This window comes from Halarcobacter mediterraneus (assembly GCF_004116625.1).
GTDB classification, from domain to species: Bacteria; Campylobacterota; Campylobacteria; order Campylobacterales; family Arcobacteraceae; genus Halarcobacter; species Halarcobacter mediterraneus.
The window spans coordinates 643549-669966 of sequence record NZ_NXIE01000001.1 but is presented as its reverse complement, the minus strand read 5'-3'; the positions used below and the strand labels follow the sequence as shown (position 1 = coordinate 669966).

The following is a 26418-nucleotide window of genomic DNA, read 5'->3' as shown; positions in this document are numbered from 1 at the left end:
TATAATGAATTATGGAAAAAAGGCATTAGTTGCCTCTTCTTTAGTTTTAGCTTTTAGTATGAACTTATTTGCCGATGAAGTATATACTATAAAAGACAAGACTCTAAAGGAGGCATTAGAGATTATATCAAAAAAATCAAATTTATCATATATCGCAAATGATGAATTACTAGAATTTGAGAAAATCAACAATATTGAAAATATTGAAGGTACTCAAAAAGCTTTAGATAAACTCTTACAAGGAACAGGACTAAAAGCTATTATAAAAAATGAAGCAATAGTTATAGTAAAAAGTGAAGTAAAAAACTCTTCTAAAAATGGAAATGATTTAGGTACATTTGACATAATATCAAGATCAACAAAAACAGATAATACATCCTCGTATACTTTAGGTGAAACTAGTACAGCTACCAAACTAAATATGTCTTTAAAAGAAACTCCTCAGTCAATTAGTATTATGTCTAGACAAAGAATTGAAGATCAAGGGTTAGATGGTATGATTCAGCTTCTAGAACAAACGCCTGGTATTAATGTTCAAAGTCAAGGGAATTCAAGATTTAAAATATACTCAAGAGGTGGTTATCAGATATCAAGTTATCAATTAGATGGTATCCCTACATATTCAGACACAGGAACACAAACAGTATCCCAAGCATTATCAGATACAGTTATCTATGATCACATAGAAGTTTTAAGAGGTGCGGCAGGGCTTATGACAGGATCAGGAGAGCCATCAGGAACAATCAATATGGTTAGAAAAAAACCTACAACTGAATTTCAAGGAAATGTTGAAGTTACAGCTGGATCGTGGGATTTATATAGAATTAATGCAGATGTGTCCAGTTCTTTAAATGACAGTGGTTCAATTCGAGCAAGAATGGTAGCTGCTTACCAAAAAAATAAAAGTTTTGTTGATTATCTTGAAGAAGAAAAAAAAGTACTATATGGTATTGTTGAAGCAGATATATCAGATAATACTTTAGTTAATATTGGGTTAGATTATCAAGAATATAATCCTATAGGTCATTCAAGTGTTGGATCACTATTATTTTATGATGACCTTTCAAGAACTGATTTTGATAGATCAAATAGTCAAGCAATAAAATGGGGTTATGATAATAAGGACACTTATAATATTTTTACTACGGTAAATCATTATTTTAATAATGATTGGAAACTAAAAGCAAGTATAAATCATCTAAATACTGATAGAGAATTTAATTTTGGTGAATCTGCTGGAAGTTTATTTGATAAAGATACTGGTGATTCTGTAAGAATTTGGGGTGCAAAAGGAACAACAGAGCAGTCACAAACTGGTTTACACCTTACTTTAGATGGAACATATCAACTTTTTGGAAGAGAACATGAGCTCGTTGTGGGTTATAACTATTCTAAATATCAAAATGAACATATACCTGGCAAAGATATTTCAGGAGTTGATGGAAGTTTAATTAATTATTATACTTGGGGAAATAATACACCTAGAACTGTTACAGATGGAGCACTTTATAAATCGAATAAAGACATCACTCAAAGTGGGACCTATTTAGCAAGTAGAATACATCCAAATGATGATTTATCTTTAATTTTTGGAGGAAGATTCTCAAAATATGAAATAAAAGAGAAATGGGATTGGACTGAACTTACTCAATATAACAGTGATAAAACATTTAAAGAAAATGCATTTACCCCTTATGTAGGTTTAGTATATGATTTAAATAATGAACATACAATTTATACAAGCTATTCTACAATATTTCAACCTCAAGATTATAGAGATAAAAATGGACAAAGTTTAGATCCATTAGAATCAATAAATTATGAAATAGGATATAAAAATGAGTTATTTAATGGAGCTTTAAATAGTAGTATCGCATTATATCAAATTGATCAAACTGATTTAGCAGTTGTAGATGCTGAAAACACCATTATTGGAACGACAGATGCCGCATATAAAAGTATAGATGGAGCCAAAACAAAAGGTATTGATATTGAAGTTGTTGGAGAGATAATACCGAACCTGAATGCACAAATGAGTTACACCTATGCAAAGACAGATGATGAAAATGGGAAACAAATCAATACTGTATTTCCAGAACATATGATAAAAATTTGGACTACATATAAGATTAATAAGCTAACATTAGGGGGAGGTATAAATTGGCAAAATAAGATATTTTTTGATACAGCATCTTTGATGACAGCAGGGTCTAATGTTTATGCAGAACAAGAATCATATTATGTAGTCAATCTAATGAGTAAATATGAAATGAATAAAAACTTAGAGCTAAGTGTTAATATAAATAATCTTTTTGATAAGAAATATTATGATTCTCTTGATGAACAATTTTTAGCAGGTTCTTATGGTGCACCTAGAAATTTTACATTTTCATTAAAATATAAATTCTAAAAATAAAAAAGGATTTTTCATCCTTTTTTATAAATAGATGATAATTATTATAGTTTAGATAACCAAGATTTAAAAGAATTTACACCAAATTGGCATTTGGATATTTTAGAAAAAAGAGAAAATCAAACTGACTTTATAGATATTGAAAAATCAAAAAAAATTTAAAAAAAATTTCTTATGATTTCCCAATAAATTCTAGTTTATCATCTTCGCTAGTTCTGTTTGAGTGATATTTTGTTGTATCATCTCTTGTGCTATTTGATAAGCATTTACTTTTTTAATTTATTTCACAAATGTTTGATTAAAATATGATATAATTAAAATATCCAAGGAGAAATAAGATGCCAACAATGAATTTAAAAATTGATGATGATTTTTTTCCACACTTTAAAGCTATGATAGATAGTTTTATAAAAGATAAAAAAGTTGAAGTAATAGATACTGTTAAAAATGATTATCCATCTAGTTTAACTATAAATAGTATAGAAGAAGTACAAAAAAGAGTATTAGATGCTGAAAGAAGAATTAATGATGGTAATTATATAACACAAGAACAATATGAAGAAAAAATGGATGATTTTTTTCAAAAGGAGTTTGGGGTTAATAGATGATAATTAATAAAACCCTTATTTTATATATAAAATCTTAATATTAAGGTAACCCCAAGGAGAAGGAGGGGTTACTTAATATTATTAAGACATGATTTCTTCAACAGTGATATAATCACCAACTCTACCAGTCATTTGCTCTACATCAGTATTTACTGGTAATGTTTTTTTACCTGGAACCCAACCTGCTGGGCAAACTTCACCAGTTTTTTCTGCATGTTGCCAAGCTTTTACTTGTCTTAAGAATTCATTTACATTTCTTCCTACCATTGGAGCTTGAACTTCTTGTGCTACAACTACACCATCAGGATTAATTAAAAATCTTCCTCTTAATGCAACACCTTCTTCTTCAATCATTACTCCAAATGCTCTACTAACTGCACCAGTACCATCTGCACCGATAGTTAATTTTAATCCTTCTAATAAAGGCTCAGTTTCTACAAATCTTTTGTGAGAGAATTTTGTATCAGTAGAAACTGCTAAAATTTCAACACCAAGTTCTTGGAACTCGTCATATTTTGCATTCATTGCTGCAATTTCTGTTGGACAAACAAAAGTAAAGTCAGCTGGGTAAAAACAAACAACATGCCATTTACCTTTATAATCTTCACTACTTACTTCTGTATAGTGACCAGTTTTTGCATCATATGCTTCCATTTTAAACTCAGGTGATTTTCTTAATACTAAACTTGAACTCATTTTTTCTTCCTTTTTTTCTAAATTATTTGTATTGTTTTCATTATTTTCAGTTGAAACATTTTTAGTTTCGTCAATTGGTTTTGCTCCTGTATCGCAAGCCATTTTGAACTCCTTATAAAAAATATTAAAGGATAATTTTTTTCCTTTACTGATGAAAGTTTAGCAGAGTATTCTTTAAAATTTTTTTAAAGTTAAATAAGTTTAACTTATAAAACTATAATAAATATAGATTATATTAAATAAAGTGCTGTATTCTTGGTCTTTTATAAAGTTTAGATTTTATTTATAGAGGAGATTAAAGAATCTCTTCTATAAAATATCTGTCATTTTTTTCATTAAGATGTAGTTTAGTATCAAATATTGTTGATAGATTTTCACTTGTAAGTAAGTCTTTTTTATCTCCACTTTTAAATATTGTATTATTATGAATTAGTGCTACTTTAGTGATTTCTTCAAAAATTTCTTCTAAGTGATGGGTTACAAGTATTATTGAAGCTTCTTTTGAAAGTTTTTTTAGCATTTTTATAAAATTTATTTGTGCTTTAATATCTAGTCCTACAGTTGGTTCATCTAATATAAAAGCCTTAGGATTATGAATTAGTGCTCTACCAACTATACATTTTCTTAATTCTCCAGTTGACATTTCATTTACTTTTTTACTTGTAAGATGTTCTATTTCAAGAAATTTCATAACTTCTTTTGCTTTACTTAATTGTTCTTCTGAAAAATCTTGAAAAGCAAAAACTCCAACAGAACTATAGTGCCCACTTAAAACAACTTTGTATCCTGTTAAAAAACTAGCTTCTCTTGCAAAGTAGTTATGTAAATCATTTGTAATAATTCCTAAATTTTTTCTTAGTTCAAAAACAGAGTAGGTACTTTTCCCTAAAATTTCTTTTTTAAAAGGTTTTGTTCTTCTTGGATGAATCTCTGATTGAATTAACTTCATTAAAGTAGATTTCCCAGAACCGTTTGCTCCAAGAATTGCCCAATGTTCTTTTTCTTTGATTTTTAAAGTTATATCTTTTAATACAATTTTTTCATCATAACCTACATTAATATTTTCAAAGTCTATAATATCCAAAGTTTTTCCTTAGTTAGTTATTTAATCTATATTCTATAATATCTTGAACACTTAAAATAGGCATTGAGTATTTTTTTGCAAAATTTGTTATTTGTTCACCTTTTGCCATAGTTCCATCTTCATTTGTAAGTTCACATAAAACAGCAGTAGGTTGAAGTTTTGACAATTTCATTAAATCAATACTTGCTTCTGTATGTCCTTGTCTTTCTAAAACTCCACCATCTCTAGCTTTTAAAGGAAATATATGTCCTGGAGAAACTATATGGTTTATTCCATCTTCTTTTATGGCTGCTTTTATAGTTGTAACTCTATCTTTTGCAGAAACTCCTGTTGTAACATTGTTTTTTGCTTCTATTGAAATAGTAAAAGGAGTTTGATATTTTGAGTTATTTGCTTGTACCATCATAGGAAGATTTAATTCATTTACTTTTTGCGAAGTTAAACAAAGACAAACTATGCCACTACATTCTCTTATTAATAAAGCCATTTGTTGTTCTGATATGTATTGAGCGCTGTAGATTATATCAGCTTCATCTTCTCTATTTTTGTCATCAGTTACGATAACACCTTTTCCTGCTTGTAATGCTTTTATAGCATTCTCAATATTTTTTTTTGTATTCCAACTTACGATTTGTTGATTCATAGGTTTCCTTTTTATTAAAGTAAACTTATTGAATCAGGGCTTTTATAAAGCTAATATTTTGAACAATAATATAGTTTTATATTCTCTTTCATCCAGACTTTAACTGTTGGTTTTGGATTTACACCAAATCTGCTTGACCCTTAAAAATAAGGCGCTCGTGGACTTCTATAAGTTAGTATAGTTACCACCAGTAAGGAATTTCACCTTGCCCTGAGAAAATAAATTTGACAAATGATAACCAATTTTTACTTAGAAAAAAGCTTGAATTAATTCCCCATTGCTGAATTAGTTGCAAATAATATTATAGCAATAGAAAAAAGAAAAATAATTAATATTAATAATATTTTAAAAAAAGTAGGTATTTTAAAAGTACTATTATTTTCTTTTGTAGTGAAGTCATATTTTATGCAAAGATATAAAAGTGATATTGCAATTATTGTACTAATAAATTCAATAGTAAAAAGAGCATTAGACATAGGAATATTGCTAATAGGAAAGATTTTGAATAAATCGGATAAGTAAACAAATATATAAAGTAAAGAAATAATTATTGTAGTAGATATTGAATATTTAATTTGTTTTATTATAAGAAATGCAGTGATAATACTAATAATTCCTAAACTAGTAAGAAAGATATTAAATAAACTTAATATCCAAATATCATAATGGGAAAAGTCTCTCGTTTCTATGGGTCCACCAGGAACTAAAATTGTTAATAAAATTGATAAACTTATTAAACAAGTAGCAATAATATATTTTAGGTTTTTTCTTAGCATTTCTTATCCTTTTATTTTATAATAGCATTAAACCAAACTTTAGAAAATGATTCTACTGCAAGAAAGATTTCCTCTTCTTTAAAACATCCAAATCCTAGGTTTATAATATCCTCATTTAGACTTGTATCAAATTGTATTGAATATATTTTTATAGAATTTTCTTCAAGTAGTTTTTCAAGCTTTTTCCAGTCAATTTTTACAGTAGGTTTAATTAATATAGCTAAACCACTACCTTCTCTTAATATTTTTACTGTATCTTTAAGATATATTGTAATAGCTTTTTTCATTAAATCATGTTTCTTTTTATTTAAAGCTCTCATTTTTCTTATGTGTTTATCCCAGTAGCCTTCTTTTATAAAGGCTTCCAATGTTTTTTGTATATCAATAGGAACTCCTGAAAAGGAGAAATCAAAAGTATTTATATATTTTTCTAAAAGTTTTTTAGGCAAAACAAGATAACTTATTCTTAAAGCAGGGGATAAAGCTTTTGAGAAAGTACCAGAATAAATTACTCTTTCATTATTATTAATTCCTTGTAGTGATGGAATAGGATGATTATTATAAGATAATTCACTATCATAGTCATCTTCTATTATATAACTATTATTTTCAATTGCCCAATTTATAAGTTTTATTCTTTTTGAAATAGGTATAGTAATTCCAGTTGGATATTGATGAGAAGGAGTTACATATACAAGTTTGCTTTTACTTTCTTCAAGTTCTTTTAAATCAATTCCTTGTTTTGTGATAGAGACAGGATTGATTTTATAGCCAAATTGCTTAAAAACTTTTGGAGTAACTTTATATCCAGGGTTTTCTATACTAATAAAAGAGGTAAAATCTTTTAAAATACTAGCAAGAATAAACATAGAATCAGAAAAGCCACTACAAACAATAATTTGTTCTTCATCGCAAAATACTGCCCTTGAACTTGCTAAGTAGTTTTTTATCTCTTTTCTGAGTTGTAAATCTCCTTGTTTATTTGGATATAAACCTAAGTTTGTATTTGTAATAACTTTACTATGTAGCTTTACCCAAAGTCTTTTAGGGAAAACATCATCACTATATTGAGCGGGAAAGAAATTATATTTATATTCTTTTTCAGAAATTTTTTCTTCTGAAATATTTTTATTTTTTTGTTTAAACTCTTTGTAAATATCTTCACTTACATAAAAACCACTTTGAGGACGACTTTCTATATAACCCTCTGCATAAAGCTGATTATAGGCAGATTCAACAGTTGTTTTACTTAGTTTGTATTCTTGACACATTTTTCTAATAGATAGAAGTTTTGTACCTGCAAGGTTATTGTTTTGAATATCACTTTTTATTTGTTCATATAACTGAATATATAAAGGAATTGATGATTTTTCAAGTTTATACATAAGTGACCTTGTAAAAAATATATAAATTGTATCTTGATTGAAGTACAGTTTGTTGATATTATACTTCTATAAAACTTAAATATGTAAGGAAGTAGTATGACAAATAGAATTAATATGGCTAATGAGGTTCCTTCATTATATAAAAAATTATCAAATATGGAAGAAGATGTAAAAGAATTGATTATAAAAGCTGGTATAAACGAAGGTTTTTTTCATTTACTTAAATTAAAAGCTTCTCAAATAAATAAGTGTTCTTATTGTGTAAGACTTCATACAAGAGATGCTTTAGCTTGTAAAGAAAGTATTGAAAGAATAAGTTTAGTTGCAGCCTGGGAAGAGAGTGATTATTTTTCTTCAAAAGAGAGGGCTTGCTTATCTTTAGTTGAAGCAATTACTTTAGTAAATGAAAATCAAGTACCTGATGAGGTTTATGAAAAAGCTAAAGAAATTTTATCAAAAGAAGAGCTTATAGCAGTTGAGTGGTTAGCTATTGTAATAAATAGTTGGAATAGATTAGCGATTTCAAGCAGGTATATAGTAAAGGAGTAAACCTATGGAAAAATTAGCAAAAGTACTTTATTTAAAAGTTGGAAAGGTACAAAAGAAAACATTGGAAGGAACAAAAAGGAAAGAGTTTATTTCTGCAATCAAAAAATATCCAATCCAAAAAGCTTTTTTAACAAAAACAGGATTTAAAGAAGATGAACAAGCGGACTTAGTTCATCATGGTGGAGAGAATAAAGCCTTATTTTTGTTTTCAAAAAAAACATATGAAAAAATAAGCAAAGAGTGTAATACAAATTTTGAAATAGATGAAATGGCACATTTTGGAGAAAACCTAATTTTATCAAATATAAGTGAAGAAGATATATGTATTGGAGATATTTATGAAATAGGGGAAAGCCAAATTCAAATAACACAGCCAAGGCAGCCTTGTTGGAAATTAAGTGCAAATACAAATCAAAAACAGATGACAAAATTTATTTTTGATAGTGGATATACAGGCTGGTATGCAAAGGTTTTAAAAGAAGGAACTATTTGTAAAGATGATGAAATGAGGTTTATAAAAAGACAAGAAGCTAATTTATCAATAGAACTTTTAAATAAGTTGATTGTAAACCCAAGTTTTAATATGACTTTAGCAAAGAAGGCTATCGAATCAGAGTTTTTAGGTAAACCCTTTAAAGAATCTTTGGAAAAAAGATATAAATTGAAAGAAAAAGATAAACAATTTGAAGTTTATCATACTTAAGGAAAGAAATGAACAAATATTTATTAGATGTATATAATCCTTTTACTGTTGAGTTTCTATATGGAAAAGGCTCTACTTTATTTGATAAAAAAAGGAAAGACTATATAGATTTTACCTCAGGGATTGGAGTAAACTGTTTAGGACATGGAAATAAAAAACTTGTAGAAACTATTTCAAAACAAGCAAAAAAGTTTATTCATTTATCAAATATTTACCCTATAAAAACCCAAAAAGAATGTGCAAAAAAAGTAGCAGTATTAAGTGGATATAAAAATATGCAAGGTTTTTTCTGTAATAGTGGAGCAGAAGCAAATGAAGCAGCAATTAAATTTATAAGAAAATATGCAAAAAACAAAGGTATTAAAAAACATAATATTATTACTTTAGAAAATTCTTTCCATGGAAGAACTTTAGCTACTTTAAATGCAACAGGACAAAAAGATAAACAATTAGGCTTTGAACCCTTTCCAAATGAGTTCATTTATGCAAAAGATTTGGAAGATATAAAAAATAAAATAAATAAAAACAGCGTCGCAGTGATGCTTGAGTTAATTCAAGGCGAAGGTGGAATAAAAGCTTTTGATAAAAAAGAGTTGCAGAATTTGAATAATTACTTAAAAGAAAAAGATGTTTTATTTGTTGTAGATGAAATTCAAACAGGAATTTATCGAACAGGAGAATTTCTAGCTTCTAATTTTTTTGAATTAAAGCCAGATATTATAACTATGGCAAAAGGTTTAGCTGGTGGTTTACCTATTGGCTTGATGATGACAAATAAAAAAAATATTTTTAAAAAAGGTGATCATGGTTCAACTTTTGGTGGAAATCCTTTATGTACAAAAACAGCAGTTGAGGTTTTAAATATTTTAGAAGAAAAATATAAAGCAAAAAAGATACAAAATACTATTGGTCTTTTTCAAAAAGAGCTTGAAAATATTTTAAAGAAAAATAAAAAACTATTTTCTTCTAAAAGTGGAATAGGCTTGATGTTAGGTTTAAAATTAAAAGAAGAAAAAAAACTTCAATCCTTACTTGAAATATGTTTAAAAAACCAAGTTTTAGTTTTAAAATCGGGGAAAGATATTGTACGGTTTTTACCTGCTTTAAATATTTCAAAAGAAGAGATAAAGCTAGGATTTAAAAGATTTCAAAAATCCCTTGATGAATTAAAATAAAGGATGAAAAATGAGACATAGAACAAAAACACATTTACTAACAGAAGAGCAAATAAGTGATTTATTTTCTCGTTCAGAAGTAGGACGCTTAGGAACTTATAGTGAAGATGGTTATCCTTATATTTTACCTATGCATTTTGTATATTTTGATAATAAAATATATATGCATGGTTTACCAAAAGGAAAAAAAATTGATAATATAAAGTTTAATTCAAATGTTTGTTTTGAAATAGATGAAATGATTTCTTTATTATATGAAGGAGTTGAAAATCCTTGTGATGTTAATACAGAGTTTAACAGTATTATTCTTAGAGGAAGGGCAAGTCTTATTAATGATTTTAATGAAAAACATACTGCTTTATCAAAAATTGTTGAAAAATTTACTCCACATTTAAAGAATAAGGAATTACCTGAAAAAATGGTAAAAGGAACAGCTGTAATAAGAATAGATATTCTTGATTATGTAGGAAGATATTATAAATAAAATATGAGGTATAAAAAATAATGATTGATAAAAAAAGTTATTTAGAAGAAACAGATATTATTGATTATTCAAATAATGCTATTGAAAAACTAGCAAAAGAACTTTCAAAAGATTGTAATAGCGATGAAGAGATTGCAAAAAAATGTTTTTTATATGTTAGAGATGAAATTCATCATAGTGGAGATTATAAAGATAATATAACAACATTAAAAGCAAGTGAAGTTTTAAAGTACAAAACAGGGTGGTGTTTTGCAAAGTCTCACTTACTTGCTGCTTTATTAAGAGCAAACAATATTCCCACTGCTTTATGTTATCAAAGACTTTCTTGTGATGAATATAAAGATAATAGTTTTTGTTTACATGGATTAAATGCTGTTTATTTAAAAGATTATGGATGGTATAAAATTGATGCAAGGGGAAATAAAGAAGGAGTAGATGCTCAGTTTACTCCAGGTATTGAAAAATTAGCATTTAAGTTACAAGAAAATGAATATGCTCTAAAAGTATATTATTCAAGACCTTTAGATGTTGTTGTAAAAGCTTTAAGCAGTAATAAAAGCTATAAAGAAATGATAAATAATATACCTGATATAAAAGAGGGTTTTTAATAAAATAGTTAAAAAGTATAATTATAGTATAATGCCTTCTTATCAAAATAAAAGGAGAAGCATGGAACAACTACCAAATTGTCCAAAATGTAATAGTGAATATACTTATGAAGATGGAAGTTTATTAATTTGTCCAGAGTGTGGTTATGAGTGGTCTAAAGATTCAATTGATGAGGAAGAAGATACACTTGTTGTAAAAGATGCAAATGGAAATATTTTAAATGACGGTGATGATGTAACTGTAATAAAAGATTTAAAAGTAAAAGGTAGTTCTTCTGGAATCAAAGTTGGTACAAAAGTAAAAGGTATCAGATTAGTTGATGGAAATGATGGTCATAATATTGACTGTAAAATCCCTGGTGTTGGGGCTATCAAATTAAAACAAGAGTTTGTAAAAAAATCTTAAGTTAAAAAAATGAATACAGAAGCCTTAAAAGATTTAGAAGCTGAATTTTTAGAAGAATATCCAGAGGTTTTTGAAGATGAAAGATTAGTTAAACAAATAAAAAAATTTAATCCTTCAAAATTAGAAGAGTTGTCTAAAGAGTTTTTCAAAAAAGACAACTTTTCTCAACCTGAAATTATTTGTGATAATTTTGTAAAAATAGTATATAAATCCGTAGTTATATCTTTTTATGACAAAATGAAATTAAGAGATGCCTTTAAAGAATTAGGAATGTATGAAAAAGATATGTTTTCTATTGCTTTATATGATTTACTTTATGGAAATAAAAAAGAAGGATATGAAGGGATAGTTGAGATATTAAAAGAGTATAATCTAGCAAAATGGACTTTAATAAGTCTAGTCCCTTATTACCTTAATAGAGACAAAGATTATTTTGTAAAACCAACCACTGCAAAAAGTATAATTTCTTATTTACAATTAAAAAACTTAGAATATAAACCAACTCCAAGTTATGAATTTTATCAAGGGTTTAAAAAAGCTTTAGATGAAATAAAAACAAAAATTGATAAATCTTTAAAGGCAAAGGACAATATATATTTAACAGCCTTTTTACGAACTGCTATAAAAATTTGTGAGATAGAATAGTTTTTTAATTAGTTAATTTAAGTTTTTAATCATTTATTTTTACTACAATTTCCAAAAATTAATACAAAGACTTAGCTTATGACTAAACAACTTTTTTCTTTAGCTCTTGGTGGCCTTGCTATTGGTACAACAGAGTTTGTGATTATGGGACTTTTGCCTGATGTTGCAAAAGATATTGAAGTTTCTATACCTATTGCAGGGCATTTAATTTCTGCATATGCTCTTGGTGTAGTAGTGGGTTCTCCCATTCTTGTTGCATTAAGTGCAAAGTTTGCCCCAAGAAATGTTCTTATTGTTTTTATGATTCTTTTTACATTTTTTAATGCTCTTTCTGCTCTTGCACCTGATTATAATACCCTTTTACTTTCAAGATTTTTTAGTGGGCTTCCCCATGGTGCTTTTTTTGGAGTAGGGACTGTAGTTGCTACAAGACTTGCTGTAGAAGGAAAATCTGCACAAGCAATTGCTTCAATGTTTACAGGACTTACTGTTGCAAATTTAGCTATGGTTCCTCTTGTTACTTTTATAGGACACCATCTTCATTGGCGATTTGCTTTTGGAATAGTTGCTATAATAGGAATAATAACTATTTTTGCTTTATATAAATGGCTTCCTGAATTAAAACCTTTAAGAACTATTACTTTTAAAGAAGAATTAGAGTTTTTTAAGACTTTAAAGGCTTGGCATTTGCTAATGATAGTTTCAATTGGTTTTGGAGGGCTTTTTGCTTGGTTTAGTTATATTGCTCCTTTACTTATTCATGTATCTGGATTTGATGAAGCTAGTGTATCTTATATGATGATAGTTGCCGGAGCTGGTATGGTTGTAGGAAATATTTTTGGGGGATATTTAGCCGATAAATATAATCCTTTAAAAGCATTGATATTTCTACTTTCTATGATGGTTTTATCTTTAGTTTTAGTGTTTTTCTTCTCAGAAAATAAAACAATAGCAATATTGCTTACTTTTATATGTGGAGCTTTAGCTATGAGTATTAGTTCTCCTATAAATATGGTAATGTTAAAAAGTGCAAAAAACTCTGAAATGTTAGGTGCAGCATTTATTCAATCAGCTTTTAATGTGTCAAATTCTTTAGGAGCATTTGTTGGTGGTATTCCTTTATTATTTGGTTTATCTTTTGTTTATCCTTCAATTGTAGGTGCTGGCTTAGCCCTTTTAGGTGTAGTTCTTTGTTTAGTTTTTTTTAAACGATATGAAAAAGACTTAAGATAAGTTTTTTCCTTGACAAAGAAATGTGATATTTGGACATTTTATAGCTACTTTTGTAGGTTTGTTCTTTTTTCATATAATAGGACCTCAATGGTGGAGTATGGCTTTAGCATTAGCAAGTGCAATTGCTCTAATGATGATTGCTAAAGTAGTCCATCCTCCTGCACTTTTTTATAATAATTTACACAAAAACAAAGTTTATCCAATATATTGGTAATGAAAAAATGTGAGTATTTTGAAGAAGAACATGAAAATGTTAGTAAAGAAAAGGATCCTTACAAATTAGCAGAATATTATCTAGATACAATAGATAATAACTAGTAGAAAAATTCTACTAGTTATTATTTTACAGAAACTCCGTATTTTTCAAGCATTACAGCCCAAATAACTTTATTTCCATTTTTATCAAATAATGATGGTGTTCCACTAATACCAAGATCTTGAGCTATTTTCATTTGTTCATCTAAAGACTTTTCAAGTTTGCTTAGTTTATCTTTAGATATTTTTCTATTTTTAAAATCTTCACTATCTTTTGTAGTTTCAGTCATAGTTCTAACCTTATCTTCATAAGAGTTTTGACTCATGATATAAAGTGAAATATCTTTTGCATTTTCATGAAATGATAAAGGATAGAAAAATACTTTAATTTTTACTTTATCTTCAATTTCTGAAAAGTACGATTCAAATTTTTTACAATAAGGACATTCAGGATCTGTAAAAAGAATATATTCGTCTTTCCCTTTTCCAAAAGTGAAAGCTTCTTTTCCTACTGTTGCTGATAAATCAACTGGTAAAGTTAAAGGTTGACCATCTTGAGTATTTATAGCATCCCCTGGAAGTAAATATTTTTTATCTTTTGTTAAAAAAATAGTATCCATTCTACCTTTTACTTTTACACTTAACCCATATAAACTTCCAAAATCAACTCCATTTTGTATTTCTACTTGAGCCATTTTAATTAATGGTAAAGTTTGAATTTGATTTATCTCTTGTTTTGATAACTTATCAGCAGCACTTAAACCTGTAGTCAAAGATAAAGCTAATAGAATATTTCTTGCGGTTTTGAACATATATACATCCTAATAAAAAAATTTTAGAGATAATACAATATTAATGTTTAGTTTTTATGTAGTTTTTGTATTTTATCAATAATTTTTTCTTATATTAGGAAATTAGCATAAATAATATGTAAGTAGTAATAAATGATATTATAATCCCATAGCCAACAACTGCTGAACTAAGTCTTGGCGCTAACCCTGCCATTGATGCAATTGCACCTGCTGTAATCATTGGTGCCATTCCTGCTTCCATAATCGAGATTGTTGAAATATCTCCTTCCCATGAAAAAAGTTTACAAATTAAAAATGCAATTAGTGGTGCAATAATTAATTTTACAGTTAAAGCTACACTAAAAGGTTTTATTTCTTCTTTTTGTAGTTTTAATTTTAATTGTAATCCAACTGCAACTAAAGCAACAGGTACTATAGTTGCTGCTAAAGCTGATAATACTTTTGTAAGGTTTTCATTAAATTCAACACCTATTAGAAATAAAGCCACAATTAAAGATAAAAAAGGTGGGAAAGTTAAGACTTTATAAAGAATAATTTTAAAACTTAATTCGCTTTTACTAGAATAGTAAGAAGCAATAAAAGTACCATATGTAGCTAAGGCAATAAAGGTTCCTAACTGGTCATAAACTAAAACATAAGGTAAAGCACTTTCTCCCATATAAGCATTTAAAATTGGAATACCAAGAAAAGAAGAGTTTGTTAAAATAGCTACAAGCATAAGTGAGCCTGTAATCTCTTTTGAAAAATTAAAAAATTTTGATAAAAGTAAGATTAGTATTGCTGTTATGAACATCACAAGCCAAGCAATGATTACAGGAATTAAAGTATCCATTGAAAAAGTTAATTTAGGTATTTGTAATAAAATCATTGCAGGTAAAGAAACATAAATAACAAATTGGTTTAAAGTAGTAGCTGCATCTTTTGAAAAAATATGTAGTCTATTTAAACCATAACCTATAACAATACATAGTATTATTAAGATAAAGTTTTCCATTAATTACTTCTTCCCTAAATTTACATAACAAGAGTTTTCACCAGTAATTTCTCCATGTGCTGAACTGTATAAAATACCCCAATTATACATTTCTTCTAGTACAGGTTTTAGTTTTTCTCCAACATCTGTAAGTGAGTAAACAACTTTAGGTGGGATTTCAGGAAAAACTTCTCTGTTTATGATATTTTTTTCTTCTAATTCTTTTAATTTTACAGTTAAAGTTTTTTGAGTAATTTCACTAATTGTTTCATGTAATTCTTTAAATCTTTTTTCTCCATCTAATAAATGCCAAATTATTGCTAATTTCCATCTATCATTGAAAATATCTAAAGTAACTGCGACGGAACACTTATATTCTTTGTTGTTTATATAATACATTCTTATACTCCATTTTTTGATTATAACATAAAGATAATAAATTTACATTACTTACCTAAAGTAAAGTAAGGGTAAATTAAGTTTATCTAAAATATAATTCCAAAGCATTTCGCTGAAATTAAGGAATTATATGACCCAAAGTGAAAACAAAACAAAATATTTTATAGGAATGATCGTTGCAATGCTTATTTGGGGTATGGCTTGGACTTCAGGTAAAGCAGCAGCAGAACATTCAAATGCCGAAGTGGCAGCGTTTTGGCGATATGCTATATCTTTTATTACAGTAATACCTATAATCTTTTATATGAAAACTTCTTTTAAAGCTGATAAGTTAGGAGTTTTTTATATGGTTCTTGCAGGAGCTTTAATTGCTTTTTTCAATTATTTGTTTTTTGCAGGACTTTCACATGGACAAGCAGGATATGGAGGGACACTTGTAACAGCTATTTCTCCAATACTTACTTATTTAATGTCTCTAACAATTTTTAAAACACAAATAACAACAAAACAAATTCTTGCTTTAAGTGTAGGGATTTTTGGAGCAATTATTTTGTTGAAAATACCTTTTGAAGGTTTAGGCTTTTTAAATGTAGATAGCTCTTACTTTTTAGAGTGTGCTGTTGTTTGGTCTATTGTTACAATAATAGCTCAAAAAGCTGCACAAAGAGGAGTTGATCCTATGTTTTATACGTTAGTTGTATTTGGTGTGACAGGTCTTATAAATATGTTTTTTGCTTTACCTTTTCATCCTTTTGTTTTAAACAATTTTGATTCAATCTTCTGGTGGAATATATTATTTATTGGAATTTTTGCTGGAACTTTTAGTACAGCACTTTTTTTTATCTCAGCTAGTAAAATAGGAGCACATCAAACGGGAGTATTTATGTTTATAGTTCCTGTGGGAGCAATTATTTCTAGTTGGATAATTTATGGGGAAGAGATAATGTTATCAACAATAGTTGGTTGTGCTTTATCTTTTGTTGCAGTTCTTCTTTTTAATTCAAGAAGAGGTTTAAGAAAAAAAGCACAAATAATCTAATCTTTAGGAGTAAAAATCATGAATCAAAGTGAAAATAAAAAAGTTTTAATTTTAAATGGTCATCAATATTATGATGTAGTTGCAAAAGGTGAACTTACAAATAATTATATTAAAAAAGCAAAAGAGTTCTTTTTGGAAAATGGTTTTGAAGTAAAATATACACATATTGAGGAAGGTTATAATAAAGAAGAAGAAATTGAAAAATTAGTTTGGGCAGATTATATTTTACTTCAATACCCTGTATATTGGATGGGTGTTCCTTGGATTACAAAAAAATATTTTGATGAAGTTCTTACTCAAGGCAAACATTATGCAAGTGATGGAAGAAGTAGAGAAGACTCTTCAAAGACTTATGGAAGTGGAGGACTATTAAAAGGTAAATATATGTTGTCTTTAACTTATAATTGCCCAGAATCAGAATTTGGTAATAAAAATGGTTTCTTTGATGGTTTATCTTTAGATGAAGCCCATGTCGCAGTTCATAAGACATTCCAATTTTGTGGTTTAGAACCTTTAAAAACTTATTCAGTACATGATATTTTTAAAGGAGATTTAGACTTAGAAAAAGAATTTAAAAAGTTTGAAAATACTTTAAAAGAGAATTTTAAGTAATAAATCTTTACTTATGTAAATGAAGTGATTAAAAAAAATTGTTACAATAAAAAATTAAAATATAGAGGATTTATTTATGGAAAAAACATTTATGGAAGCTATGGATTTTAGACATGCTTGTAAAATTTTTGATGAAACAAAAAAAATTTCAGATTCTGATTTAGAATATATTTTAGAAGCAGGAAGAAAATCTCCTTCTTCTTTTGGTATGGAACCTTGGAAGTTTTTAGTTATAACAAATAATGAATTAAGAGAAAAATTAAAAGAAGTTTGTTGGAATCAACCTCAAATAACTACTTGTTCTCATCTTGTAATTATTCTTGTAGCAATTGAGGATGTTAAACCAGAATCTGGGGTTCCTAGAAGAAAGTTTGGAAGAAGAGAAATGCCTCAAGAAAAGTTGGATTTTTATTTAAATCTTTATGCTACACATTTACAAGAAACACTTTCAACAAATGAGAATGTTTATTCTTGGACTTCAAAACAGACATATCTTGCTGCTTCTAATATGATGACAGCTGCAGCAATCAAAGGTGTTGATTCTTGTCCTATTGAAGGTTTTGAAAAAGAAAAAGTTGAAAAAATATTAGAACTAGATACTTCAAAATATCAATTATCTTTAGTTTTACCATTTGGATATAGAATTAATGAACAATCTTCTCAACAAAGAGAAAAACTAGAGGATATTGTAGAGTATATTAAATAATTCACTTAAGGAGTAAGTATGAGTTTACTTTTAAGTCCTAGTAATATTGGGAATTGTCAATTAAAAAATAAAATTGTAATGCCTCCTATGTGTATGTACAAAAGTGATGATAGTGCAAAAGTTAAACCTTTTCACTCTCTTCATTATACTTCAAAAGCTCTTGGCAATGTAGGTTTAATTATTGTTGAAGCAACAGCAATAGAAGCAAGAGGAAGGATTTCTAATAATGATTTAGGAATTTGGGAAGATTCTCAACTTAGTGGACATAAATCACTTGTAGAGCAAGTTCATGATTTTGGTTCAAAAATAGCTATTCAACTTGCTCATGCTGGAAGAAAAAGTTTAGTAAAACAGACAAATCCTGTCGCTCCTTCTTCAATACCTTTTGATATAAATAGTGAATTCAAAGTTCCAGAAGCTTTAAACTTAGAAGAAATAAATTTAATAAAACAGCAATTCTTAGATTCTGCAAAAAGAGCAAAAGAGGCTGGCTATGATATCTTAGAACTTCATGCTGCCCATGGATATTTACTTTGTGAATTTTTATCCCCTTTAACAAACAAAAGAGAAGATATCTATGGTGGAAGTTTAGAAAATAGATGTAGATTAACTTTAGAGATTGCTAAGCTTTTAAAAGAACAGATTGATTTACCTTTAATTGTTCGTATTTCTGCAAGTGAATGGAAAACAAATGGTTGGGATATAGAAGATTCTATTTATTTATCAAAAGAGTTGGAAAAACTTGGTGTAGATTCTATTCATGTTTCAGCAGGTGGAAATCAAAAAGAGCCAGATTTAATGCCAGAACTTTTACCTTTATATCAATGTGAGTATGCAAAAAAAATAAAAGAAAATATAAATATCCCTGTAATTGCAGTAGGCTTAATAACTACAGCAAAACAAGGAGAATCTCTTTTAGAAAATAAATCTTGTGATTTTGTAGCTTATGGAAGAGAGCTTTTAAGAAACCCAAATTTAGTATTTAAGTTTGCTAAAGAATTTAATGAAACACAATTAATAGAAAGTTCTTATCTTCGAGCTTACTTATAAAAGTTAGTATTTAAACTAACTTTTTATATAAAGAACTTATTAAAACAAGTATAAATAAAAATATTCCAATAGCTAAGAAAAAATTTTGTACTCCCAAGTTCCTAACAATAGGGTAAAATACTATAGGAGAAGCAAACTGTCCTAGAAATAAAGAACTTGTTAGATATCCTGAGGCTTTTACTCTTTTTTCAAAAGTTGTTTTACTTAACATCCAAGCAGATACATTTGTCATCATAATACCTCCACCAAAACCAAAAAGCATAGCAGTTAGATAAAAATAATAAACATTATGGATAATTCCCACTGCTGTAAGACCTGTGGCAACTATAGTTAAAGCTATTAAATAAACAGTAGAAAAACTATATTTCTTTTTTAGTTTTGAAAAATATATTGCTCCAAGTGCATTAGTCAAAAAAGCAATACCTATAATAGAACCTGTAAGTTTTCCACTTGCTTTAAAGGTATCCATTATTAAAAAAGGCATTTGTGTTGGTAAAATAAAGAAAATAAGCATAAAGAAAAAACCTAAGAAATAAACACCTAAAAGGTTTGCAGGTACTAACTGAACTTCCTCTTCAATTTGTTCTTTTGATTTTTCTACTAGAAAAAAGATAATCATAGGTAAAAGCAAGAAGCCAATTAAATAAATACCAAAAGTAAATCTCCAGTTTATATCTGACAATAAACCTCCACTTACTACAAAAATAACCCCACCAATGGACATAAAAGCACTTTGATATCCCATAAATCTATGTCTAGCTTCTCCTTGAAAATAATCACCTACTAAAGAAGTTGATACAATCATTAATGTGGCAATTGCAATTCCAAATAAAGCTCTTGAAAATAAAAATGCTTCTAAACTATCTAAAAATAATCCAGAACTTCCTGTTATTGCAAAAATAGTTAGGGCAAGTATTGCAGATGTTTTTTTGCCATATTTAAATATTATATGACCTAAAAAAGGAGAGAATAGGGCAATGATAACTGAAGGTAAAGTAAGCATAAGTCTTGAATAAAATTCAATATGATTGATACTACTAAAATAGTCTTGAAATCTAGGAAGTGCTGTAATAATTGCAACATTTGACATCATAGTTGTCATAGATAATAGTAGTAAAGTAAGAATAGCTGTTTTTTTGATAATATAACCTTTGTTTATTTGAAAGATAGGTTATTATTATAGCTAAAAGGCACTTTAGCTTTTGTTTTATTTTCTCTACACATTTATAGAATATAATAAAAGAAAAACTACAAAAGGATTAATAATGATAGCTGAAATAGTATTTGCAGCTGGTTGCTTTTGGGGAGTGGAAAAGCACTTTGAAAATTTAAATGGTGTTACTGATGTAAAGTCTGGTTATGTAGGAGGTAATTATCCTAATCCTACATATAAAAAAGTCTTAGAGTATAGAAAACTTCCTACAAAAAATAATTTAGAAATAGTAAATTATACAGAAGGGGTACTTGTAAAATTTGATACAAATAAAACAAATGCTAAAGAACTTATAAAATCTTTTTGGCAAATACATGACCCGACTCAAAAAAATCGTCAAGGTAATGATATAGGAAATAACTATCGAAGTGCAATTTTTTATACAAATGATAATCAAAAAAACATAGCAAAAAATACAAAAGTGAAATACCAAAGTTTATTAGAAGAGCATGGCTTTGGAAAAATTGTGACTGAAATTAAACCTTTAGAAAAGTTTTATGAAGCAGAAACTTATCATCAAGATTATTTAGCAAAAAATCCAAATGGTTATTGTCCAAACCATGCAACAGGTGTAAAATTTGAAAAAGAAAAAGAAGTAAATAAAGAGCTAATTCAACCTTTTAAAGGCAAAGAAATTATAGTTATAAAAGCCCAAGGATATTGCCCTTATTGCGAAAAGTTTGAAGAAGATGTAAGTTCTAAGTATAAAGGAACTATACCTCTTCGAACAGTTTTAGAAAATCAGTTAAAAGGTTTTGATATAAAAACAAAACTTGATGCAACACCAACAATACTTTTTATTGAAGATGGTAAAGAAGTTTTTAGTAATAGAGGCTATTTAAATGAAAAAGAATTTTATGAACAATTAGGAGCTTTTAAACTTGGAAAAGATACTGAAAGTTATAATGTAGCTTTTAATAAAAGTACAGATTCAAGGTTTTGTAAACAGTATGATATTTTCAAAGATACCCCTGATGGAGTCTTTATAGATAAAGTATCAGGAGATATACTTTTTGATACAAAAGATAGATTCAATTCAAAAACTGGATGGCTTAGTTTTTATAAAGCAGTAGATGGGTCAACTATAGAAAAACCAGATTATAGTTATGGTATGAATAGAGTAGAAGTCCTTGCTAAAAAAAGTGGAATTCATTTAGGACATGTATTTGATGAGTTTGGATATAGAAGGTTTTGTATAAATGCAACTGTTTTAGAGTTTGTTCCAAGAAGTGAAGTAAGAAAGATACAATAATATATAATTTATATTATTGTATCAATTTTTGTTTATTGAACTTGAAAAGTTAAAGTTGCTACATAGGCTTCATCATCATAGTTATTTTGAAATTCTTTTAAAGTAGGTTCTGTATGTTCTACTTTTAAAATCCAATATCCTGAATGCTCCGGTGTAATTTTAACAATTCCATTAATATTTGTTTTCCCTAGTAGTTTTAAGTCTCCTTTATTAGAAAAACCTGCATATGCTCCATAAACATCAACATTTGATAGAGGATTCCCTTTAAATAATACTTTTACATTTAATTCTTTTTCTAAACTTTTTATATTGTTAGGATTTTCTAAAGGTATAAATTCAAGAGTTTCGCCTAGTACTTTTGAATAGTTTTTATCATTAGTTTCTCCAATAGTCAAAATCCCTTTTGCATATTTATGTACTTTTTTACTATAGATAACATTTTTTAAGTTGTTTTTTGACTCTTGACGCCAAACTTTTTCACCTTTACTATTTTCAAAATTAGACCAAATACTTGGTTTTGTTTTTCCAGTAACAATATAATTTCCTTTTTCTTTTAAAATCATTTGTTTTGCTAAAAGTTTCCCTTTAATAACTTTCTTTTTATTATCAGGATAATGTAATGTGAAACTATTTTCTTTTGTATAGGCATTTTCAACAGGGAATCTATGTCCATATCCAGCATATAATATTGTTGATGTACCTATTTTATTATATTTAGGTTTGAAATCTGAAGCATGGACCCATAAATCATGTGCTAAAGTTTGTATAGCTACAGCAGTACTTAATAAAGTAATTAGAGTTATTTTTTTTATCATCTTATATCCTTATTATTAAAATTTATATTTTATACCAAATTCGAAGTTTCTTGAGTCTCCTAAAAAAACACTATAGTTATTTCTTGAACTTGTAGCATAAAGCTCATCAGTAAGATTTTTTATTGCAAAAGAAAATGTTGTGTTTTTATTGTATGTATAGTCAAGTGTTAAATCAATTGTAGTATATGATGGCAATTTTACTGTATTTGCATCATCTGCATAAAATGAATCTACATAATTAACCCAAGTTCCAATACCTAAGTTTGTAATTGGTATATATCTAATTCCAAGATTTGCTATATATTTTGGAACAGAATATGGAGTATTTCCCGTATAATTATTTGAACCTGTAATAAAATCATCATATTTTGCATCAGTATAAGCTAAGTTTGCATCTATTCTTAATTGTTCTAAAGCTTGAATACCTAAACTAAACTCTAAACCTTTTGAAGATTGTTCCCCTGCATTTAAAACTTTTCCTACTGTATTTGGGTCATTTACAAATATATTTTCTTTTGATATTTTGTAGGCACTTACAGAAAAATCTGCTTTTTCATTTAAAAATGATTGTTTTAATCCAATTTCATATTGTTTTGCTTTTGTTAGATCCAAATCAACTTGATTAACATTCATTTGTACTAAACTATTTCCTGCTTCTATTGATGTATTATAAGAAGTGTAAAGGGTTGTTGTATCAGATAAATCGTAAATTAAACCTACTCTATATGAAAACTCATTATATGTTCTATCTTTTTCAGTATTACTTGTAAAATAGTTCCAATCTACATCAATAGTATCATGTCTAAGTCCAAATAAAAGTTTTATATTATCTGTTATATTAAGTTGGTTTTCTAGGTAAACAGCAATTTGATTAATATCAGTTTCAACATTTTTTGTACTATATGAACCATTTAAATCTATAAATGAGCCTTGTGTTGGATTATAAATATTTGTTTCAATCCCTCCCCAAGTTGGACTTATATCTCTTTGAAAATTCAGTTTACTAATATCTGCACCTACTAATAATTTATTTTCACGTCCAAAAATATCTTGTTTATTGATTAAATCTATTCTATTTCCAATCAAATCTTGTTTTTCTTGAATATCTGCTCCAGCAATATAAACATTATCACTATTCTCAACTTGAAGGGTTTTATATGGTCTTCTAACATCTGCATCCATATTTTGGTAATAGATTTGATTTTTTAATTCTAAATTTGAATTTACAAACCATTGTGTATTTTGTTTTATAAATAAACTATCTCCTTCATCAATTCCATCAGTATAAGTATTATAATTTATTTCTCTTACTTTTTTGTCTAATTTACCATTGATTAAAGGTGTCCCTATGTAAATATTTTCAGCTTCATCTTTTGTTTTATCAATTGTTAATGAAGTGAATAGATTATCATTTATTTTATAAAGTAATCCTGCATTTAGTGAATCTACCGTTTTTTTCTCTCTATCAAAAATAGAGCCTTTTTCTCTTGTGCTTACATCAACTCTATATGCTAATATATCTGGTATTGCTATGCCACCTGCTCCAAAACTCAATCTATAACTATCGTAGCTTCCTATTTTTAAACCAAATTCTGTTTCTTCCTCATTGAAGTTTGGTTTTTTTGTGATTAAGTTTACAGTTGCACCTATACTTCCTTCTCCATTTAATATAGAACTTGCACCTTTTATAACCTCAATTTTATCTAAGTTGGCAGTTTCAAATGCTCGTTTTGAAAAAGCTGAACCATTTAATTTAACTCCATCTGTTAAAAAATCAATTCCTGGAAACCCTGCTGAAAAGCCTCTGGCAATAAATTTACCGCCAGGTCCATGTCCAGATTGTCCACCAGTAATTCCAGTAGTTTTAGTTATAGCTTCAATAACTGTTGTATCACCTCTTTGTTCCATAAGCTCAGATGTCAAAATTTCAATACTTGCTGGTATCTCTTTTAAAGTTAGTTCTAATCTTGAACCAGTTGATGATTCCTTTAAAAGTTGAGATGAATTATTATCTTGTTTACTAGATATATTCACTATTCCTAAATCATTTTTATTTTTATCTTCTGCGTATAATAATGAAGATAAACATAAGAGGGATAATCCCACTAAAACATAATTTCTCACTTGTAACTCTCCTAATAAATATGAATGCAACCAAGTTGCAAAAAAATGAATATTACAACTTTTTACTTAATTGAAAATTAACTAAATAAACATGTAAAATAATAGTATTAGAGTTTGTTTTAAGAAGTGAGGAAAAAGGAGTAAGTAAAGCTTACAACCTTTTTGCCCAAAATTCTTGAACAGTTTTTCTTTGGCTTGGAAGCTTTTTAGCTACAAAATAAAGTAAAGCCCCAAAAATAAATAATCCAATATCAACACTTAAGATGTTTATCATATTTTGAGTGTAAAGTTCATAAGGATTAAAACCACTATTATAAAAGTGAATAAAAGGACTCAATACAAAAAATAGTGCTCCTATATATAAGAATTCTTTAGCAGCTTGATAAGAGTTTATTCTATAAAAAGCCCAAGTTAAAGTTCCTATCCAAAAAATAGCGAATAATCCTTTTTGGATTAAAAATCTATTTTCCATATCAAAGGGAAGTAACCATTGTAAGAAAAATAACAATCCAGTTGCAGGAATAACTCCAATCATTCCTGAAAGACAAAATTTACCAAAACCATTATAAACAGGAATATTAAGAGGAAATTTTCTAGCTTTTTTTTCTAAATATAATAATATACCAAAGCCTAAACCTAAGATACATAAGAACATAAAAAAAGCAGTAAGAAGTCTTGTGAAAATATCTACTTCTCTAAGTATATGTAGAAAAAAAGTTGTATCATATAAGATATTTGTCCATTTTCTATCAAAAACATTTTTTTGGTTTATCATTTCTCCCGTAGCACCACTTAGTGTTACACTTGGAATATTTGATAAACCATTAAAAAAAGGTATATACGGATTATATCCTTCAATCTTTGCAATTGCCGATGAATCACCCCAATTTATAAGTGTAATTTTTTGATAATTTATATTAGGATTTATCTCTTTTGCTTTTTTTATTAATTTATTAAGTGAAAGCATTTTTGTAGTTCTATTATTTTTATTTATGTTAGATTCTTTTGGAAAAAGAGATGGACCAATAATTTTCCAAACTTTAGTCGTTTCACCTTTTGAACTTAAGTATGTCATAGGAGAAGAGAGTTCATATCCTATTTTCATTATTGCACCAGTTAAAAGAATAATAATAAAAGGAATAAAAATCCAAATAAAAATTTTTCTATGCCATTTTGAAAATTTACTTGTTGTACTTTTACTATTTTTTTTATATTTTACTTTTATTATTAGCCATATTCCTCCAAGTATTAAAAACATTCCTCCTACTGCTGTAAGTCCAAAAATGTAAGAACCTATTTTTTTTAATGGTGCTCCATAGTGTAATTCATTTAAAAAGTTAGCTAGTTTTGAATTTTTTTCATCTTGAATTTTTTCTTTTGTTTTAGGGTTAAAAAGTAAATCCTCCTTAAATCTTGTATTAATCTTTATAACAGGGTCTTGCATATAGCCTGGTAAAATAATATTTATAGGATTAATTTCTTTTAATTCTGATTTATCTGTAACATAATTTAAAATTTCTTCATAATCAATTTTATACAGATTTACATTTTCAATATGTCTTGATGGTTTCTCCCAAATTTGAATATAAGGTAAGAATATTGTAAATATACCAAAAAAGGTTATTATATAAAGAAGAATTGAAAGATTGATACCTACTATAGAATGGACTGCTTGTAAGCGTTGTTTTAATAATTTATCTAGTTGATTTTTCATATTTTATCATTTTATAAAAGGTATAACCACTTACGTGGCTATACTT

28 protein-coding genes and 1 riboswitch are annotated in these 26418 nt (G+C 27.5%); of the genes, 16 read left to right on the top strand and 12 right to left on the bottom strand.

Going from position 1 to position 26418, the window contains the following annotated elements; genetic code table 11:
* Positions 1-4: 4 nt before the first annotated feature.
* Complete coding sequence (locus CP965_RS03400) at positions 5-2410, top strand: TonB-dependent siderophore receptor (protein ID WP_129060650.1); 2406 nt, start codon at positions 5-7, stop codon at positions 2408-2410.
* A 341-nt stretch (positions 2411-2751) separates the two neighbouring features.
* A complete protein-coding gene (locus CP965_RS03395; RefSeq protein WP_129060649.1) occupies positions 2752-3021 on the top strand; it encodes a hypothetical protein in 270 nt (89 codons plus the stop codon).
* Positions 3022-3102: 81 nt separating this feature from the next.
* Here the strand turns inward: CP965_RS03395 and CP965_RS03390 are convergent, their stop codons facing one another.
* The 5 genes from CP965_RS03390 to pdxR all read right to left on the bottom strand — a co-directional run bounded on the left by CP965_RS03390 (position 3103) and on the right by pdxR (position 7605).
* Positions 3103-3675 carry a peroxiredoxin gene (locus tag CP965_RS03390; RefSeq protein ID WP_407646390.1) on the bottom strand — a complete coding sequence of 191 codons (573 nt, stop codon included), beginning with the start codon at positions 3673-3675 and terminating at the stop codon, positions 3103-3105.
* A 337-nt stretch (positions 3676-4012) separates the two neighbouring features.
* Positions 4013-4801: an ABC transporter ATP-binding protein gene (locus CP965_RS03385; RefSeq protein ID WP_129060647.1), complete on the bottom strand. Its 789-nt coding sequence runs from the start codon at positions 4799-4801 to the stop codon at positions 4013-4015.
* 13 nt (positions 4802-4814) lie between these two features.
* Positions 4815-5444, bottom strand: coding sequence for a 3,4-dihydroxy-2-butanone-4-phosphate synthase (gene ribB / locus CP965_RS03380; protein WP_129060646.1), 630 nt, complete (start codon positions 5442-5444; stop codon positions 4815-4817).
* Between the two features lie 76 nt (positions 5445-5520).
* Positions 5521-5666, bottom strand: a riboswitch (FMN riboswitch).
* 44 nt (positions 5667-5710) lie between these two features.
* On the bottom strand, positions 5711-6220 hold the full coding sequence (locus CP965_RS03375; RefSeq protein ID WP_129060645.1) for a hypothetical protein: 510 nt from the start codon (positions 6218-6220) through the stop codon (positions 5711-5713).
* Between the two features lie 11 nt (positions 6221-6231).
* Positions 6232-7605 carry a MocR-like pyridoxine biosynthesis transcription factor PdxR gene (gene pdxR, locus CP965_RS03370; RefSeq protein ID WP_129060644.1) on the bottom strand — a complete coding sequence of 458 codons (1374 nt, stop codon included), beginning with the start codon at positions 7603-7605 and terminating at the stop codon, positions 6232-6234.
* Between the two features lie 96 nt (positions 7606-7701).
* On the opposite strand from pdxR, the gene CP965_RS03365 reads away from it, so the two are divergent.
* The 9 genes from CP965_RS03365 (at position 7702) to CP965_RS03325 (ending at position 13622) form a co-directional block, all read left to right on the top strand.
* Positions 7702-8154: a carboxymuconolactone decarboxylase family protein gene (locus CP965_RS03365; protein WP_129060643.1), complete on the top strand. Its 453-nt coding sequence runs from the start codon at positions 7702-7704 to the stop codon at positions 8152-8154.
* A gap of 4 nt (positions 8155-8158) precedes the next feature.
* Positions 8159-8857, top strand: a complete 699-nt coding sequence (locus CP965_RS03360) for an MOSC domain-containing protein (protein WP_129060642.1) — start codon at positions 8159-8161, stop codon at positions 8855-8857.
* A gap of 8 nt (positions 8858-8865) precedes the next feature.
* Positions 8866-10032: an acetylornithine transaminase gene (locus CP965_RS03355; RefSeq protein ID WP_129060641.1), complete on the top strand. Its 1167-nt coding sequence runs from the start codon at positions 8866-8868 to the stop codon at positions 10030-10032.
* 10 nt (positions 10033-10042) lie between these two features.
* Positions 10043-10516, top strand: coding sequence for a pyridoxamine 5'-phosphate oxidase family protein (locus CP965_RS03350; RefSeq protein ID WP_129060640.1), 474 nt, complete (start codon positions 10043-10045; stop codon positions 10514-10516).
* Positions 10517-10536: 20 nt separating this feature from the next.
* Positions 10537-11124: a transglutaminase-like domain-containing protein gene (locus CP965_RS03345; protein WP_129060639.1), complete on the top strand. Its 588-nt coding sequence runs from the start codon at positions 10537-10539 to the stop codon at positions 11122-11124.
* Positions 11125-11185: 61 nt separating this feature from the next.
* On the top strand, positions 11186-11530 hold the full coding sequence (locus CP965_RS03340) for a zinc ribbon domain-containing protein YjdM (protein WP_129060638.1): 345 nt from the start codon (positions 11186-11188) through the stop codon (positions 11528-11530).
* Between the two features lie 9 nt (positions 11531-11539).
* Positions 11540-12175, top strand: a complete 636-nt coding sequence (locus CP965_RS03335; protein ID WP_129060637.1) for a hypothetical protein — start codon at positions 11540-11542, stop codon at positions 12173-12175.
* 78 nt (positions 12176-12253) lie between these two features.
* Positions 12254-13408 carry an MFS transporter gene (locus CP965_RS03330; protein ID WP_129060636.1) on the top strand — a complete coding sequence of 385 codons (1155 nt, stop codon included), beginning with the start codon at positions 12254-12256 and terminating at the stop codon, positions 13406-13408.
* 22 nt (positions 13409-13430) lie between these two features.
* Entirely contained in the window at positions 13431-13622 is a 192-nt protein-coding gene (locus CP965_RS03325) for an HPP family protein (protein WP_129060635.1), read from the top strand.
* 124 nt (positions 13623-13746) lie between these two features.
* On the opposite strand, the gene CP965_RS03320 is transcribed toward CP965_RS03325, so the two are convergent.
* From CP965_RS03320 to CP965_RS03310, 3 genes are all read right to left on the bottom strand, one after another.
* Complete coding sequence (locus CP965_RS03320; protein ID WP_129060634.1) at positions 13747-14475, bottom strand: thioredoxin fold domain-containing protein; 729 nt, start codon at positions 14473-14475, stop codon at positions 13747-13749.
* A 94-nt stretch (positions 14476-14569) separates the two neighbouring features.
* Complete coding sequence (locus CP965_RS03315; RefSeq protein WP_129060633.1) at positions 14570-15469, bottom strand: AEC family transporter; 900 nt, start codon at positions 15467-15469, stop codon at positions 14570-14572.
* A 3-nt stretch (positions 15470-15472) separates the two neighbouring features.
* Positions 15473-15847, bottom strand: a complete 375-nt coding sequence (locus tag CP965_RS03310) for a winged helix-turn-helix transcriptional regulator (RefSeq protein ID WP_129060632.1) — start codon at positions 15845-15847, stop codon at positions 15473-15475.
* A gap of 130 nt (positions 15848-15977) precedes the next feature.
* Between CP965_RS03310 and CP965_RS03305 the strand changes: the two genes are divergently transcribed.
* The 4 genes from CP965_RS03305 (at position 15978) to CP965_RS03290 (ending at position 19254) form a co-directional block, all read left to right on the top strand.
* Positions 15978-16886, top strand: coding sequence for a DMT family transporter (locus CP965_RS03305; RefSeq protein ID WP_129060631.1), 909 nt, complete (start codon positions 15978-15980; stop codon positions 16884-16886).
* A gap of 18 nt (positions 16887-16904) precedes the next feature.
* On the top strand, positions 16905-17498 hold the full coding sequence (locus tag CP965_RS03300) for an NAD(P)H-dependent oxidoreductase (protein WP_129060630.1): 594 nt from the start codon (positions 16905-16907) through the stop codon (positions 17496-17498).
* A gap of 76 nt (positions 17499-17574) precedes the next feature.
* Complete coding sequence (locus CP965_RS03295; protein ID WP_129060629.1) at positions 17575-18204, top strand: NAD(P)H-dependent oxidoreductase; 630 nt, start codon at positions 17575-17577, stop codon at positions 18202-18204.
* 18 nt (positions 18205-18222) lie between these two features.
* Complete coding sequence (locus CP965_RS03290) at positions 18223-19254, top strand: NADH:flavin oxidoreductase/NADH oxidase (RefSeq protein ID WP_129060628.1); 1032 nt, start codon at positions 18223-18225, stop codon at positions 19252-19254.
* Between the two features lie 10 nt (positions 19255-19264).
* Here the strand turns inward: CP965_RS03290 and CP965_RS03285 are convergent, their stop codons facing one another.
* Positions 19265-20380, bottom strand: coding sequence for an MFS transporter (locus CP965_RS03285; protein ID WP_323807967.1), 1116 nt, complete (start codon positions 20378-20380; stop codon positions 19265-19267).
* Positions 20381-20519: 139 nt separating this feature from the next.
* Between CP965_RS03285 and msrA the strand changes: the two genes are divergently transcribed.
* Complete coding sequence (gene msrA, locus CP965_RS03280; protein ID WP_129060626.1) at positions 20520-21719, top strand: peptide-methionine (S)-S-oxide reductase MsrA; 1200 nt, start codon at positions 20520-20522, stop codon at positions 21717-21719.
* Between the two features lie 32 nt (positions 21720-21751).
* Here msrA and CP965_RS03275 read toward each other — a convergent pair whose 3' ends face one another.
* The 3 genes from CP965_RS03275 to CP965_RS03265 form a co-directional block, all read right to left on the bottom strand.
* Positions 21752-22534, bottom strand: a complete 783-nt coding sequence (locus CP965_RS03275) for a DUF4198 domain-containing protein (RefSeq protein ID WP_129060625.1) — start codon at positions 22532-22534, stop codon at positions 21752-21754.
* 15 nt (positions 22535-22549) lie between these two features.
* Positions 22550-24658, bottom strand: a complete 2109-nt coding sequence (locus tag CP965_RS03270; RefSeq protein ID WP_129060624.1) for a TonB-dependent receptor — start codon at positions 24656-24658, stop codon at positions 22550-22552.
* Between the two features lie 151 nt (positions 24659-24809).
* Positions 24810-26372, bottom strand: coding sequence for a PepSY-associated TM helix domain-containing protein (locus CP965_RS03265; RefSeq protein ID WP_129060623.1), 1563 nt, complete (start codon positions 26370-26372; stop codon positions 24810-24812).
* Positions 26373-26418 lie beyond the last annotated feature (46 nt).

Bases quoted from the DNA above. Each gene is read 5' to 3' on its own strand.
- CP965_RS03400 (WP_129060650.1), top strand. From the start codon at position 5: ATGAATTATGGAAAAAAGGCATTAGTTGCCTCTTCTTTAGTTTTAGCT.
- CP965_RS03395 (WP_129060649.1), top strand. From the start codon at position 2,752: ATGCCAACAATGAATTTAAAAATTGATGATGATTTTTTTCCACACTTT.
- CP965_RS03390 (WP_407646390.1), bottom strand. From the start codon at position 3,675: ATGGAAGCATATGATGCAAAAACTGGTCACTATACAGAAGTAAGTAGT.
- ribB (WP_129060646.1), bottom strand. From the start codon at position 5,444: ATGAATCAACAAATCGTAAGTTGGAATACAAAAAAAAATATTGAGAAT.
- CP965_RS03375 (WP_129060645.1), bottom strand. From the start codon at position 6,220: ATGCTAAGAAAAAACCTAAAATATATTATTGCTACTTGTTTAATAAGT.
- pdxR (WP_129060644.1), bottom strand. From the start codon at position 7,605: ATGTATAAACTTGAAAAATCATCAATTCCTTTATATATTCAGTTATAT.
- CP965_RS03365 (WP_129060643.1), top strand. From the start codon at position 7,702: ATGACAAATAGAATTAATATGGCTAATGAGGTTCCTTCATTATATAAA.
- CP965_RS03360 (WP_129060642.1), top strand. From the start codon at position 8,159: ATGGAAAAATTAGCAAAAGTACTTTATTTAAAAGTTGGAAAGGTACAA.
- CP965_RS03355 (WP_129060641.1), top strand. From the start codon at position 8,866: ATGAACAAATATTTATTAGATGTATATAATCCTTTTACTGTTGAGTTT.
- CP965_RS03350 (WP_129060640.1), top strand. From the start codon at position 10,043: ATGAGACATAGAACAAAAACACATTTACTAACAGAAGAGCAAATAAGT.
- CP965_RS03345 (WP_129060639.1), top strand. From the start codon at position 10,537: ATGATTGATAAAAAAAGTTATTTAGAAGAAACAGATATTATTGATTAT.
- CP965_RS03340 (WP_129060638.1), top strand. From the start codon at position 11,186: ATGGAACAACTACCAAATTGTCCAAAATGTAATAGTGAATATACTTAT.
- CP965_RS03335 (WP_129060637.1), top strand. From the start codon at position 11,540: ATGAATACAGAAGCCTTAAAAGATTTAGAAGCTGAATTTTTAGAAGAA.
- CP965_RS03330 (WP_129060636.1), top strand. From the start codon at position 12,254: ATGACTAAACAACTTTTTTCTTTAGCTCTTGGTGGCCTTGCTATTGGT.
- CP965_RS03320 (WP_129060634.1), bottom strand. From the start codon at position 14,475: ATGTTCAAAACCGCAAGAAATATTCTATTAGCTTTATCTTTGACTACA.
- CP965_RS03315 (WP_129060633.1), bottom strand. From the start codon at position 15,469: ATGGAAAACTTTATCTTAATAATACTATGTATTGTTATAGGTTATGGT.
- CP965_RS03310 (WP_129060632.1), bottom strand. From the start codon at position 15,847: ATGTATTATATAAACAACAAAGAATATAAGTGTTCCGTCGCAGTTACT.
- CP965_RS03305 (WP_129060631.1), top strand. From the start codon at position 15,978: ATGACCCAAAGTGAAAACAAAACAAAATATTTTATAGGAATGATCGTT.
- CP965_RS03300 (WP_129060630.1), top strand. From the start codon at position 16,905: ATGAATCAAAGTGAAAATAAAAAAGTTTTAATTTTAAATGGTCATCAA.
- CP965_RS03295 (WP_129060629.1), top strand. From the start codon at position 17,575: ATGGAAAAAACATTTATGGAAGCTATGGATTTTAGACATGCTTGTAAA.
- CP965_RS03290 (WP_129060628.1), top strand. From the start codon at position 18,223: ATGAGTTTACTTTTAAGTCCTAGTAATATTGGGAATTGTCAATTAAAA.
- msrA (WP_129060626.1), top strand. From the start codon at position 20,520: ATGATAGCTGAAATAGTATTTGCAGCTGGTTGCTTTTGGGGAGTGGAA.
- CP965_RS03275 (WP_129060625.1), bottom strand. From the start codon at position 22,534: ATGATAAAAAAAATAACTCTAATTACTTTATTAAGTACTGCTGTAGCT.
- CP965_RS03265 (WP_129060623.1), bottom strand. From the start codon at position 26,372: ATGAAAAATCAACTAGATAAATTATTAAAACAACGCTTACAAGCAGTC.